12 protein-coding genes are annotated in these 12,698 nt (G+C 69.1%); 4 read left to right on the forward strand and 8 right to left on the reverse strand.

Features of this window, described 5'->3' with window-relative positions; genetic code table 11:
- Window positions 1-28: 28 nt before the first annotated feature.
- From AB0O76_RS09760 to AB0O76_RS09775, 4 genes are all read right to left on the reverse strand, one after another.
- Window positions 29-1,153 carry a GuaB3 family IMP dehydrogenase-related protein gene (locus AB0O76_RS09760; RefSeq protein WP_266870046.1) on the reverse strand — a complete coding sequence of 375 codons (1,125 nt, stop codon included), beginning with the start codon at window positions 1,151-1,153 and terminating at the stop codon, window positions 29-31.
- 149 nt (window positions 1,154-1,302) lie between these two features.
- Window positions 1,303-2,811, reverse strand: a complete 1,509-nt coding sequence (gene guaB, locus AB0O76_RS09765) for an IMP dehydrogenase (RefSeq protein ID WP_365487251.1) — start codon at window positions 2,809-2,811, stop codon at window positions 1,303-1,305.
- Between the two features lie 152 nt (window positions 2,812-2,963).
- Window positions 2,964-3,539, reverse strand: coding sequence for a sigma-70 family RNA polymerase sigma factor (locus AB0O76_RS09770; protein WP_055549856.1), 576 nt, complete (start codon window positions 3,537-3,539; stop codon window positions 2,964-2,966).
- A 266-nt stretch (window positions 3,540-3,805) separates the two neighbouring features.
- A complete protein-coding gene (locus AB0O76_RS09775) occupies window positions 3,806-4,417 on the reverse strand; it encodes a response regulator transcription factor (RefSeq protein WP_003948568.1) in 612 nt (203 codons plus the stop codon).
- Window positions 4,418-4,807: 390 nt separating this feature from the next.
- Between AB0O76_RS09775 and AB0O76_RS09780 the strand changes: the two genes are divergently transcribed.
- Window positions 4,808-5,161 carry a WhiB family transcriptional regulator gene (locus tag AB0O76_RS09780; protein WP_365487254.1) on the forward strand — a complete coding sequence of 118 codons (354 nt, stop codon included), beginning with the start codon at window positions 4,808-4,810 and terminating at the stop codon, window positions 5,159-5,161.
- A 22-nt stretch (window positions 5,162-5,183) separates the two neighbouring features.
- Here AB0O76_RS09780 and AB0O76_RS09785 read toward each other — a convergent pair whose 3' ends face one another.
- The gene (locus AB0O76_RS09785; RefSeq protein ID WP_365487257.1) at window positions 5,184-6,080 is read right to left on the reverse strand and encodes a LysR family transcriptional regulator; all 897 of its coding nucleotides are present in this window, start codon (window positions 6,078-6,080) and stop codon (window positions 5,184-5,186) included.
- 79 nt (window positions 6,081-6,159) lie between these two features.
- On the opposite strand from AB0O76_RS09785, the gene AB0O76_RS09790 reads away from it, so the two are divergent.
- Both AB0O76_RS09790 and AB0O76_RS09795 read left to right on the forward strand, forming a co-directional pair.
- Window positions 6,160-6,828, forward strand: coding sequence for an MOSC domain-containing protein (locus tag AB0O76_RS09790; protein WP_365487260.1), 669 nt, complete (start codon window positions 6,160-6,162; stop codon window positions 6,826-6,828).
- A 65-nt stretch (window positions 6,829-6,893) separates the two neighbouring features.
- The gene (locus tag AB0O76_RS09795; protein WP_365487263.1) at window positions 6,894-7,667 is read left to right on the forward strand and encodes an SDR family oxidoreductase; all 774 of its coding nucleotides are present in this window, start codon (window positions 6,894-6,896) and stop codon (window positions 7,665-7,667) included.
- A 158-nt stretch (window positions 7,668-7,825) separates the two neighbouring features.
- Here AB0O76_RS09795 and groL read toward each other — a convergent pair whose 3' ends face one another.
- The 3 genes from groL to AB0O76_RS09810 form a co-directional block, all read right to left on the reverse strand.
- Window positions 7,826-9,454, reverse strand: coding sequence for a chaperonin GroEL (groL, locus tag AB0O76_RS09800; protein WP_365487266.1), 1,629 nt, complete (start codon window positions 9,452-9,454; stop codon window positions 7,826-7,828).
- 117 nt (window positions 9,455-9,571) lie between these two features.
- Entirely contained in the window at window positions 9,572-9,880 is a 309-nt protein-coding gene (groES, locus tag AB0O76_RS09805; protein WP_006347174.1) for a co-chaperone GroES, read from the reverse strand.
- Between the two features lie 508 nt (window positions 9,881-10,388).
- Complete coding sequence (locus tag AB0O76_RS09810) at window positions 10,389-11,321, reverse strand: polysaccharide deacetylase family protein (RefSeq protein ID WP_365487270.1); 933 nt, start codon at window positions 11,319-11,321, stop codon at window positions 10,389-10,391.
- A gap of 82 nt (window positions 11,322-11,403) precedes the next feature.
- Between AB0O76_RS09810 and AB0O76_RS09815 the strand changes: the two genes are divergently transcribed.
- Window positions 11,404-12,615 (forward strand): methyltransferase domain-containing protein, encoded by a 1,212-nt coding sequence (locus AB0O76_RS09815; protein WP_365487273.1) that lies wholly within the window; start codon window positions 11,404-11,406, stop codon window positions 12,613-12,615.
- The last annotated feature ends 83 nt before the right edge of the window (window positions 12,616-12,698 follow it).

Genomic DNA, 12,698 nt, shown 5'->3' on the forward strand with positions numbered 1-12,698 from the left:
CACATCAGTCACACGCTCAGCGTAAGCGTCAGCGCTTGTGCTGCGAGTCCGCGACCGTCACCTCGACGCGCTGGAACTCCTTGAGCTCGCTGTAGCCCGTCGTGGCCATCGCCCGGCGCAGCGCCCCGAAGAAGTTCATCGAACCGTCCGGGATGTGCGAGGGACCGGTGAGGATCTCCTCGGTCGTGCCGACCACACCGAGGTCGACGCGCTTGCCGCGCGGCACGTCCTCGTGGACGGCCTCCATGCCCCAGTGGTGGCCCTTGCCGGGCGCGTCCGTGGCGCGCGCCAGCGGGGAGCCCATCATCACCGAGTCGGCGCCGCAGGCGATGGCCTTGGGCAGGTCGCCGGACCAGCCCACGCCGCCGTCCGCGATGACGTGCACGTACCGGCCGCCGGACTCGTCCATGTAGTCACGGCGGGCGGCCGCGACGTCCGCGACGGCGGTGGCCATCGGCACCTGGATGCCCAGGACGTTGCGCGTGGTGTGCGCGGCGCCGCCGCCGAAGCCGACGAGGACACCGGCCGCGCCGGTACGCATCAGGTGCAGCGCGGCGGTGTAGGTGGCGCAGCCGCCGACAATGACCGGCACGTCGAGCTCGTAGATGAACTGCTTCAGGTTGAGCGGCTCGGCGGCACCGGAGACGTGCTCGGCGGAGACGGTCGTCCCGCGGATCACGAAGATGTCCACACCGGCGTCCACGACGGCCTTGGAGAACTCGGCGGTGCGCTGCGGGGAGAGCGCGGCGGCGGTGACGACACCCGAGTCGCGCACCTCCTTGATGCGCTGCCCGATCAGGTCGGCCTGGATAGGCGCGGAGTAGATCTCCTGGAGGCGGCGGGTCGCGTTGTCCGTGTCCAGCTCGGCGATCTCGTCGAGCAGCGGCTGCGGGTCCTCGTACCGCGTCCACAGGCCCTCGAGGTTCAGTACGCCCAGACCACCCAGCTCACCGATGCGGATCGCGGTCTGCGGCGAGACGACCGAGTCCATCGGCGCGGCCAGGAAGGGCAGCTCGAAGCGGTAGGCGTCGATCTGCCAGGCGATCGAGACCTCCTTCGGGTCGCGGGTCCGACGGCTCGGTACGACGGCGATGTCGTCGAAGGCGTACGCCCGGCGGCCGCGCTTGCCGCGCCCGATCTCGATCTCAGTCACGTGGGTGGCCCTTCAGCTTTCTTCGGTACTTCGGCACTACTTCGCCACTTCGGCACTCTGTCTGCCGTTCCAGTATCCCCGACGCACGCAAAGGGGGCGGCCCCGGGAATCCGGGCCGCCCCCACGCGCGCGTGCGCGGCGTTTTCGGGTCAGCGCTTGTTCGTGTAGTTCGGCGCCTCGACCGTCATCTGGATGTCGTGCGGGTGGCTCTCCTTGAGGCCCGCCGAGGTGATCCGTACGAAACGGCCGTTCCTCTGGAGCTCCGGCACCGTCTGGCCGCCTACGTAGAACATCGACTGGCGCAGACCGCCGACCAGCTGGTGCACGACGGAGGAGAGCGGGCCGCGGTAGGGCACCTGGCCCTCGATGCCCTCGGGCACCAGCTTCTCGTCGGAGGCGACGCCCTCCTGGAAGTAGCGGTCCTTGGAGAAGGACTTGCGGTCGCCGCGGGTCTGCATCGCGCCCAGCGAGCCCATGCCGCGATACGACTTGAACTGCTTGCCGTTGATGAACATCAGCTCGCCCGGGGACTCCTCGCAGCCTGCGAGCAGCGAGCCCAGCATGACCGTGTCCGCGCCGGCGACGAGCGCCTTGGCAATGTCGCCCGAGTACTGCAGACCGCCGTCGCCGATGACCGGGACACCGGCCTCCTTGGCGGCGAGCGAGGCTTCGTAGATGGCGGTGACCTGCGGGACACCGATGCCCGCCACGACACGCGTCGTACAGATGGAGCCCGGTCCGACACCGACCTTGATGCCGTCGACACCGGCGTCGATGAGCGACTTGGCGCCGTCACGGGTGGCGATGTTGCCGCCGATGACGTCCACGCCGGACGCATTGGACTTGATCTTGGCGACCATGTCGCCGACCAGGCGGGAGTGGCCGTGCGCGGTGTCGACGACGATGAAGTCGACGCCCGCCTCGATGAGGGCCTGAGCACGCTCGAAGGCGTCACCCGCGACACCGACGGCGGCGCCCACCAGGAGGCGGCCTTCGCTGTCCTTGGCGGCACCGGGGTACTTCTCGGCCTTGACGAAGTCCTTGACCGTGATGAGGCCCTTGAGCACGCCCGCGTCGTCGACCAGCGGGAGCTTCTCGATCTTGTGGCGGCGAAGGAGCTCCATGGCATCCACACCACTGATCCCGACCTTGCCGGTGACCAGCGGCATCGGCGTCATGACCTCGCGCACCTGGCGCGTACGGTCCGACTCGAAGGCCATGTCACGGTTGGTGACGATGCCGAGCAGCTTGCCCGCCCCGTCGGTCACCGGGACGCCGCTGATGCGGAACTTGGCGCAGATCGCGTCGGCCTCGCCGAGCGTCGCGTCCGGGTGCACCGTGATCGGGTCGGTGACCATGCCGGACTCGGAGCGCTTCACCAGGTCGACCTGGTTGGCCTGGTCGGCGATGGAGAGATTGCGGTGCAGCACGCCGACGCCACCCTGCCGCGCCATGGCGATCGCCATGCGGGACTCGGTGACCTTGTCCATCGCCGCGGACAGCAGCGGGACGTTCACCCGCACGTTCTTCGAGATGAACGAGGAAGTGTCGATCTGGTCCGGCGCCATGTCGGACGCGCCGGGCAGCAGCAGCACGTCGTCGTAGGTCAGCCCGAGCGTCGCGAATTTCTCGGGCACTCCGTCGACGTTTGCAGTCATGACACCTTCCCCAAATGGCCTTGATCGGTGCGGATGTCCATGCTAACGGGATCCGAGGGTGTCTCATTCCACGATCAAGATCATCGAACAGGTTTGTACGTTCACACATCATGAACGACCGCCGAAGACAACCGTCGACCGACCTCCGACCGCTACTGCTCGGCCAGTGCCCGCAACCGACTCAGAGCCCGGTGCTGGGCCACCCGCACGGCGCCCGGGGACATCCCCAGCATCTGCCCGGTCTCCTCGGCCGTGAGCCCGACCGCGATGCGCAGGAGCAGCAGCTCGCGCTGGTTCTCCGGAAGGTTGGCCATGAGTTTCTTGGCCCACTCGGCGTCGCTGCTGAGCAGCGCGCGCTCCTCCGGGCCGAGCGAGTCGTCGGGGCGCTCGGGCATCTCGTCCGACGGCACGGCCGTGGAACCGGGATGGCGCATGGCCGCACGCTGCAGATCGGCGACCTTGTGCGCCGCGATCGCGAAGACGAACGCCTCGAAGGGACGCCCCGTGTCCTTGTAGCGCGGCAGCGCGAGGAGGACGGCGACACACACTTCCTGCGCCAGATCCTCCACGAAGTGCCGTGCGTCACCGGGCAGTCGGGAGAGTCGCGTACGGCAGTAACGCAATGCCAGGGGGTGCACATGGGCCAGCAGATCGTGCGTGGCCTGCTCATCACCCTCGACGGCGCGAAGGACGAGGGCACCGATCACCGTCGTCTTGTCATCGCGCATCGGTCCATGGTGCCTTGGCGCCGATTGATCCGTGGCACCGCGTCCGTAGTTGTGCACCGAAGCGTTATGAGCAGGTGCGCCGGAACTCATCTCCTGCGCCCTCCCCTCCCGCTCGACCGACTTGTCCCCGAGGAACTCCACACATCAAGGATGCGGCATCGGCGGCGAAGCGGCTGCAACCACTCCCGCGAAGGGGCGCGACAGGCAACCGTCACCCCGCCCACCGGACGGCGGGCGGGGATCATCGTGCCCCCGCAGCGACACACCTAACGGACCAGGCCCCAGCGGAAACCGAGCGCCACAGCATGCGCGCGGTCCGAGGCGCCGAGCTTCTTGAACAGCCGCCTGGCGTGCGTCTTGACCGTGTCCTCGGAGAGAAAAAGCTCACGTCCGATCTCGGCATTGGACCGGCCGTGACTCATGCCCTCGAGCACCTGGATCTCGCGCGCGGTGAGCGTGGGCGCCGCGCCCATCTCGGCCGAGCGCAGTCTGCGCGGAGCAAGCCGCCACGTCGGGTCGGCGAGCGCCTGGGTGACGGTCGCGCGCAGTTCGGCGCGCGAGGCGTCCTTGTGCAGATAGCCGCGGGCGCCGGCGGCGACCGCGAGCGCGACGCCGTCCAGGTCCTCGGCGACGGTGAGCATGATGATGCGCGCACCGGGGTCGGCGGACAGCAGCCGCCGGACGGTCTCGACGCCGCCCAGACCGGGCATGCGTACGTCCATCAGAATCAGGTCCGAGCGGTCGGCGCCCCAGCGGCGGAGGACTTCCTCGCCGTTGGCCGCTGTCGTCACGCGCTCGACGCCGGGCACGGTCGCGACCGCGCGGCGGAGCGCCTCTCGGGCGAGCGGGGAGTCGTCGCAGACGAGGACGGATGTCATGACTGTCCTCCGCGGCTCTCACAGCTGCTGCGCGTCACCTTGAGCCTCCAGGCTGGTACATATTCGTCACCTGTGCGGTTGACGCTCTCGGACATCTGCCCGAGCGCTTGTTCTTTCAACCGCCTCCGCACTCTCAACGACGGTCACCCGAAAGAGTTACGGGGCGGTCAGCCTCCTTCGGCACTCTACGTGAGGGCGCGGACACAGCGGAGGCAGCGCGAGAGACCCTCAACCTTTCATCACAAGCCATGCCCCATTTAGCTGCTTTCCTTCCCTTTTGCTGGTGTCTGTGACTAGATTTTCCAATGAGTCATATTTTCATCTCCTTAGACAGTAGATGTACGGTCGTGGGCACCGTATCCGCGCAGAACGGCTACCAGGAGACAAGCAATGGCAGATTTCTCCCGCCTTCCCGGACCGAACGCAGATCTGTGGGACTGGCAGCTCCTCGCGGCCTGCCGCGGGGTCGACAGCTCGCTCTTCTTTCACCCCGAGGGCGAGCGTGGCGCGGCACGAAGCGCGCGTGAGAACTCCGCCAAGGAGGTCTGCATGAGGTGCCCGGTGCGCGCGGAGTGCGCCGCTCACGCACTCGCGGTGCGCGAGCCGTACGGCGTGTGGGGCGGGCTCACCGAGGACGAGCGCGAGGAACTCATGGGCCGCGCCCGCAACCGCCTGGTCACGGCGTCGGCGTCGCCACCGACGACGGCGTCAGCGGTCGGCGGCCGCGCGGTGTCGCGGAACTGAAGGAACGTTTCTTCGCAGGCGCTCAGCGCTCTGCGGCCCGCGCGAGGTGGTCAAGGGTGGCAGCCACCGCGGGCACCTGTGCCAGATCGGGCAAGGTGAGCGCGACGATCTCGCGCTGCACGGCGGGCTCCACCGTCACCGTGCGTGCACCCTTGGGGCGTACCGACTCGATGGCGAGCTCGGGCAGCACCGCGACTCCCAGGCCCGCGCCGACCAGGCCGATCACCGCCGGATAGTCGTCCGTCGCGAAATCGATCCGGGGCACGAAACCCGCCCCCTCGCAGACCTCGACCAGCTGCCTGCGACAGCGCGGACAGCCCGCGATCCACGGCTCGTCGGCGAGCTCCCCCATGGCGACCGACTCCGCCTTCGCGAGCCGGTGCCCTTCAGGCACGAGACCGACGAGCCGGTCGGCGAGCAGGGGGTGCACCACCAGGTCGTCCCACTCCTCGGCGGCCGATGCCCCTTCGTACCGAAAGGCGAGCGCCACATCGCAGTCGCCCTCGCGCAGCATCTCGACCGAGCGCGGTGGCTCGGCGTCGACCAGGGAGACCCGGGTGCCCGGGTGCGCGGCGCGCAGAGCCGCGAGCGCGCTCGGCACCAGGGTCGAGCTGCCGCTGGGGAAGGAGACGAGGCGGACACGGCCGGCCCGCAGGCCCGCGATGGCGGCGACCTCTTCCTCGGCGGCGGTGAGCCCCGCCAGGATCCCGGCGGCGTGCCGGACCAGGGCCTCGCCCGCCTGGGTCAGACGCATCTCGCGGCCCGTGCGGATGAGCAGCGGTGTGCCGGCCGAGCCTTCGAGCGCCTTCATCTGCTGGCTGACGGCGGGCTGGGTGCAGCCGAGCTCGCGCGCCGCGGCGGAGAAGGAGCCGGTGGCGGCGACCGCACGCAGGACACGGAGATGACGGGCCTCGATCATGATTCGAGCATAAGCGACACTTGGGCGAAGTGCCCAATATTGCGTCGACGCTTTGAGCGGGCTCGCCTAGCCTGCTCTCATGAAGCTTCTCTCTGTGAATCTGGGCCGACTCAGGGCCGTCGAGTACACCGACGCGCCCTCGGGCGGCACCGGCATCGACAAGCAGCCGGCCGATGGGGCCGTCCGGGTGACCCCGCCCGGCGAGAAGGGGGTCGGCGGGAGCGGCCTTGCCGGGGACGAGGTCTGCGATCTGCGGCACCACGGCGGGAACGACCAAGCGGTGTACGCCTTCGCGCGCGAGGACCTCGACCAGTGGGAGCACACGCTCGGGCGCCCGCTGGCCAACGGCGGATTCGGCGAGAACCTCACGACGTCAGGGCTCGACGTGAGCGGCGCGAAGATCGGCGAGCGCTGGCGCGTCGGCTCCCACCTGCTCCTCGAGGTGACCTCCAGCCGCATCCCTTGCCGCACGTTCCAGGGCCACGTCGGCGAGAAGGCATGGGTGAAGCGCTTCACCCAGCAGGGCGCTCCCGGCGCGTATCTGCGGGTGATCGAGCCGGGTGAGATCCGGGGCGGGGACGCGATCGAGATCGTGCACCGTCCCGACCACGAGGTCACCGTCGCCTTCCAGTTCAGGGCCGTGACGACGGAGAAGAACCTGCTGCCGAGGCTGCTTGCGGCGGGCGACGCGCTGCATCCCGAGTCGATCGAGTCGGCGCGCAAGTACGTGGAGAAGTACGGGGAGTAGTGCGGGGATTGGTACGGCGCGGGCCTGCGGCGCAGCGGTCGTCCGGATCTCACTAGCCTTGGTCCATGACTACGGCTCTGATTACGGGATCGACCGCCGGTATCGGCGCGGCCTTCGCCCGGCGGCTCGCCGGTGACGGCCACAACCTGGTCCTCGTGGCACGGAACACCGAGCGGCTGCGGGAACAGGCGACCGAACTGCACGACCGGCACGGCATCGAGGCGGAGGTGCTGACCGCCGACCTCGCCACGGACGACGGGATCGCCGCCGTCGAGAAGCGACTCGGAGACCGCAGGAATCCGGTCGACCTCCTGGTCAACAACGCCGGGTTCGGCAACAAGGGCAGTTACCTCGAGGTGCCCATGGCCGACGAGCTGACCATGCTCAAGGTGCACTGCGAGGCGGTGCTCCGGCTGACGTCGGCGGCCGCGGAGGCGATGCGGGAGCGGGGCCGTGGCGGTGTCGTCAACGTCGCGTCGGTGGCGGCGTTCGTGCCGCGCGGGACGTACGGCGCTTCGAAGGCGTGGGTCGTGCAGTTCACCCAGGGGGCGGCGAAGGACCTGGCCGGCTCCGGGGTGCGGCTGATGGTGCTGTGCCCCGGATTCGTACGGACCGAGTTCCACGAGCGCGCAGGGATGGGCACGTCCAACATCCCCAAGTGGATGTGGCTCGACGCCGACAAGCTGGTCGCGGCGGCCCTGTCCGACTTGGCGCGGGGCAAGACCCTGTCCATCCCGGACCCCAGGTACAAGACCCTGATGGGGGTGGTGAAGGTGACGCCGAGGGCACTGCTGGGCGGAGTCACATCCCGTACGGGAAGAAAGTACGGCCCGCAGTAGGAGACGCGCCCCTTAAGGGGCGCGGGGAACTGCGCGAGGACGGACCACGACCCGCAGTCGGAAACGGCGCGGATCCCGGCAGACGAGCATCCGAAAACACTGAGGCCCGGCGCCCCAACCAGGGGGCACCGGGCCTCAGTTCAGCTCAGCGCAGCGGGTCAGTGCGAGTGACCGTGCCCGTGCCCGTGCCCGGCCTCAGCCTCTTCCTCAGCAGGCTTCTCGACGACCAGCGTCTCAGTCGTCAGCAGCAGCGAAGCGATAGAGGCGGCGTTCTCCAGCGCGGAGCGCGTCACCTTGACCGGGTCGATGACACCGGCCTTGACCAGGTCACCGTACTCGCCGGTCGCAGCGTTGAAGCCGAAGTTCTTGTCGAGCTCGGCAACCTTCGAGGTGATGACGTAGCCCTCGAGGCCGGCGTTCTCGGCGATCCAGCGCAGCGGCTCGACGGCGGCGCGGCGGACGACCGCGACACCGGTGGCCTCGTCGCCCTCCTTGCCGAGGTTGCCTTCGAGGACCTTGACGGCGTGCACCAGAGCGGAGCCACCACCGGAGACGATGCCCTCCTCGACCGCGGCGCGGGTCGCGGAGATGGCGTCCTCCAGACGGTGCTTCTTCTCCTTGAGCTCCACCTCGGTGGCGGCGCCGACCTTGATGACGCACACGCCGCCGGCCAGCTTCGCGAGGCGCTCCTGGAGCTTCTCGCGGTCCCAGTCGGAGTCCGTGGCCTCGATCTCGGCCTTGATCTGGTTGACGCGGCCCGCGACCTCGGAGGCGTCGCCGCCACCGTCGACGACGGTGGTGTCGTCCTTGGTGATGGTCACGCGGCGGGCGGTGCCGAGCACGTCCAGGCCGACCTGGTCGAGCTTGAGGCCGACCTCTTCGGCGATGACGGTGCCGCCGGTGAGGGTGGCGAGGTCACCGAGCATGGCCTTGCGGCGGTCACCGAAGCCGGGGGCCTTCACCGCGACGGCGTTGAAGGTGCCGCGGATCTTGTTCACGACCAGGGTCGAAAGGGCCTCGCCCTCGACGTCCTCGGCGATGATCAGGAGCGGCTTCGAGGCGTTGGTCTGGATGACCTTCTCGAGCAGCGGCAGGAGGTCCTGGATGGAGGAGATCTTGCCCTGGTGGATGAGGATGTACGGGTCGTCGAGGACGGCCTCCATACGCTCCTGGTCGGACACCATGTACGGGGACAGGTAGCCCTTGTCGAAGGCCATGCCCTCGGTGAAGTCCAGCTCGAGACCGAAGGTGTTGGACTCCTCGACGGTGATGACACCATCCTTGCCGACCTTGTCCATCGCCTCGGCGATGAGCTCGCCGACCTGCGGGTCCTGGGCGGACAGACCGGCGACGGCCGCGATGTCGGCCTTGTCGTCGATCGGGCGCGCGGTGGCGAGGAGCTCCTCGGACACGGCGGCGACGGCGGCGTCGATGCCCTTCTTCAGGGCGGCCGGGGACGCACCGGCGGCGACGTTGCGCAGGCCTTCCTTGACGAGGGCCTGGGCGAGCACGGTCGCGGTGGTGGTGCCGTCACCCGCGATGTCGTTGGTCTTGGTCGCCACCTCCTTGACGAGCTGGGCGCCGAGGTTCTCGTACGGGTCCTCGACCTCGACCTCACGGGCGATGGTGACACCGTCGTTGGTGATGGTCGGGGCGCCGAACTTCTTGTCGATGACGACGTTGCGGCCGCGGGGGCCGATCGTCACCTTGACCGTGTCGGCAAGCTTGTTGACGCCGCGCTCGAGGGCGCGACGGGCGTCCTCGTCGAACTTCAGGATCTTCGCCATGGGAGCGGTTCAGCCCTCTCGAAAACTCGGGTTTAACGAGCTGAGCCCCTCGCCGCCCGGCAATCAGCGGGGTGACCAGGGGCGCAGCTCAAAGCAATGTTTCTGCTTCGGGGTGAATTACTTCTCGACGATCGCGAGCACGTCGCGAGCCGAGAGGACGAGGTACTCGTCGCCGTTGTACTTCACCTCGGTGCCGCCGTACTTGCTGTACAGCACGACGTCGCCGACCTTGACGTCGAGCGGCAGGCGCTCGCCGTTCTCGAAGCGGCCCGGGCCCACGGCGAGGACAGCACCCTCCTGGGGCTTCTCCTTCGCGGTGTCCGGAATGACCAGGCCCGAGGCCGTGGTCTGCTCGGCGTCGAGCGGCTGGACCACAATGCGGTCCTCGAGCGGCTTGATGGCAACCTTGGAGCTGGCGGTCGTCACGATCCGGTCTCCCCCTTCGGAGATCTACGGGGTTAACAGTCTGAAGTGGCGACCAGGTGGATCCGTCGTCGCGGGTGCCGGACCTGCCCGTCGCTATTGGCACTCTCCATTGGGGAGTGCCAGAGCTGAGACTAGGACGGGGATTAGCACTCGGTCAAGCGGAGTGCCAATTGCTGACGCGGGTCTTAACCGGGGGGTGCGCCCCCGGGGCGTGCCGACGGCGTCCCGCGCCCCTCGGGGCAACGCCTCTCCGGGGCTGGGGGTTCCGTCTGCGTTGCCTCGTGCCGTTCCGTTTTTTGTGGCCCGGCGGGTGGGGCTGTGCCCACCCGTTCCGCCTTGCGGAACGCCTGCCCACAGCCAGGAGGCGGCTTCTTCTGCGGCATCTTCTCTGCCGCCTTTCTGCCCAACCTCTCGATCGGGTCCACCGACTGAGCGCAGCCCGTGAGCAGTGCGGGCGCGAGGACGCCTGCCGTGAGGGCTCCGGCAAGGAATCGCCGCGCCCGCCCGGTCACAGGTAGTCCTCCAGCCTGGCCACCGCGTACCCCTTGCCCGTGACCGTCTTCATGACCTTGCGGATCATGTCGGGCATGGTGCCTTTCCAATGCTCGCGCCCCCTGAAGTGCGTGAGGATGATGTCGCCGGGGTGCAGGTCCTTGTCCCACTCGCGCCACTCCATGCGGTCGGCGAAGGCCTCGGACGCCCACAGCGGAACCGCCTTGATGCCGCAGGACTTGGCGGCGCGCAGCGTGTCCTTGTTGTAGTTGCCGTACGGCGGGCGGAAGAGCTCGGGGCGTTTGCCGTACCGCTTCTGGATGGTGTCCTGCATGCCGCAGATCTCGCGGCGCTGGCCCGCGTACGAAAGTCCCGGCATATAGCGGTGGTTGAGGGTGTGGTTGTTCAGGGCGACGCCGCGGGACTGCATCTTCTTGAAGTAGCCGTAGTCCTCCTTGACCAGGTAGTCGCTGAGGAACGCGGTGTACGGGATCTTCAGCTCGCTCATCATCTTCAGCAGCGCCGGGTCCTTCTCGGCGCCGTCGTCGATGGTCAGGAAGACGATCTTCTTCTTGGTCGGGATGGTCGTGAAGACGGGCGGCAGGCCCGCCTGACCCTTGACCTCGAAGCCCTTGCGGGTGGTGATCCGCGGCTTCTTGGCGGGTGCCGCGGGAGCGGCCAGCGGGGTCTTCGTCAGGCCCCAGCGTTTCGCGGTGGCGGCGCGGGCGACCTGGGCGACGCGGAGCTTCTGGGCGTAGGAGTCGAGGGCGCGGGCCGGCGGGGCGTCGAGGCGCTGCCGGCCGGGGGCGGGCTGCACGCCGTCCTCGCCTCCGAAGGCACAGCCGGAGGCGATCGCGGCGGCGGTGAGGGCAGCCACGGTGAGCCGTGCCTGGTTCTTCCGTCGCTTCCACCTTCTGCCGTATTGATCATTTTGTCGTACTAGTTGCATGGCGCCGGATCTTTGCAGCTCACGGCCCTGATGAAGGGCCGACACCGCCGTCGCGCGCGCACCATCCACCGACTGGCCCACAATGGGCCGGGTGAACGACCTCGACCACGCCCTGGCCTCCTTCTCCGCGCTGCTCACCCCCGAGGGCCGGTCTCTGCTCGATCTCGACGAGGTGCGGGAGGCCGATCCGGCGCGGGAGCTGGCCGTCGCAACCCGCCTTCGCCGCGAGCACCCGGCGGAGTTGGTCACGGCGGTGCTCGCGCAGGCGCGGCTGCGGCGGCGTGCGGTGGCGAAGTTCGGCGCCGAGGACGCGGGGCGGATGTTCTTCACGCCGAACGGCGTCGAGCAGGCGACGCGGACGAGCGTGGCCGTGCACCGCGCGGAGAGCTTCAAGGCACTGGGCGTACGCAGTCTCGCCGACCTCTGCTGTGGCATCGGCGGCGACGCGATCGCGCTCGCGCGGGCCGGGATCGCCGTCCTCGCCGTCGACCGTGACCCGCTGACCTGCGCGGTGGCGCGCGCGAACGCGGAGGCCCTTGGGCTCGCCGAGTTGATCGAGGTCCGCGAGGGCGATGTCACCGAGGTGGACGCATCCGCGTACGACGCGGTCTTCGTGGACCCGGCCCGGCGGGGCGGGCGGGGCCGCATCTTCGACCCCGAGGCCTACTCGCCGCCCCTCTCCTGGGCCATCGAGGCCGCCCGCAAGGCGCCGCACGCGGCGCTGAAGATCGCTCCCGGGATTCCGCACGAGGCGGTGCCGGACGACGCCGCGGCGGAGTGGATCTCGGACGGCGGGGACGTGAAGGAGGCCGTGCTGTGGTTCGGCACCGACTCCCCCGCCTCGCACCGCGCGACGCTGCTGCCCTCCGGGGCCTCGCTGTGGTCCTCGCTCGACGCGATGCTGCCGGATCCGGAGGTGCGGGCGGTGGGGCGCTATCTGTACGAGCCGGACGGCGCCGTCATCCGTGCGCATCTGGTGGCGGAGGTGGCGGCGCGGGTCGAGGGCGGTCTTGTCGACGAGACGATCGCGTACGTCACTTCGGACTCGCTGCATGAGACGCCGTACGCGGTGGCGTACGAGATCACCGATCAACTCCCCTTCGGGGTGAAGAAGTTGAAGGCGCTGCTGAAGGAGCGTGAGGTCGGGATCCTGACGGTGAAGAAGCGGGGGTCGGCGGTGGAGCCGGAGGAACTGCGCCGGAAGGTGAAGCCGCAGGGCAAGAACTCGGCGACGGTTTTCCTCACGCGGGTGGGCGGGGCACCGACGATGCTGATCGGGCACCCGGCCCCGTAAGGGGCGCGGGGCTGTGACACATGCGGCTCCGCCGCGTGGGCGCGACCAGCCACAGCGGACCCGCAGACTCTGAACCTCCCAGC

Origin of the sequence: Streptomyces sp. NPDC086554, assembly GCF_040686095.1 — a bacterium.
Lineage (GTDB): Bacteria > Actinomycetota > Actinomycetes > Streptomycetales > Streptomycetaceae > Streptomyces.

Excerpts from the sequence above, each read along its gene's own strand:
- guaB (WP_365487251.1), bottom strand. The coding sequence starts at position 2,811 with ATGACTGCAAACGTCGACGGAGTGCCCGAGAAATTCGCGACGCTCGGG.
- AB0O76_RS09780 (WP_365487254.1), top strand. The coding sequence starts at position 4,808 with ATGGCAGATTTCTCCCGCCTTCCCGGACCGAACGCAGATCTGTGGGAC.
- AB0O76_RS09815 (WP_365487273.1), top strand. The coding sequence starts at position 11,404 with ATGGGCCGGGTGAACGACCTCGACCACGCCCTGGCCTCCTTCTCCGCG.
- AB0O76_RS09810 (WP_365487270.1), bottom strand. The coding sequence starts at position 11,321 with ATGCAACTAGTACGACAAAATGATCAATACGGCAGAAGGTGGAAGCGA.
- AB0O76_RS09775 (WP_003948568.1), bottom strand. The coding sequence starts at position 4,417 with ATGACATCCGTCCTCGTCTGCGACGACTCCCCGCTCGCCCGAGAGGCG.
- AB0O76_RS09790 (WP_365487260.1), top strand. The coding sequence starts at position 6,160 with ATGAAGCTTCTCTCTGTGAATCTGGGCCGACTCAGGGCCGTCGAGTAC.
- AB0O76_RS09795 (WP_365487263.1), top strand. The coding sequence starts at position 6,894 with ATGACTACGGCTCTGATTACGGGATCGACCGCCGGTATCGGCGCGGCC.
- groL (WP_365487266.1), bottom strand. The coding sequence starts at position 9,454 with ATGGCGAAGATCCTGAAGTTCGACGAGGACGCCCGTCGCGCCCTCGAG.
- AB0O76_RS09785 (WP_365487257.1), bottom strand. The coding sequence starts at position 6,080 with ATGATCGAGGCCCGTCATCTCCGTGTCCTGCGTGCGGTCGCCGCCACC.
- AB0O76_RS09770 (WP_055549856.1), bottom strand. The coding sequence starts at position 3,539 with ATGCGCGATGACAAGACGACGGTGATCGGTGCCCTCGTCCTTCGCGCC.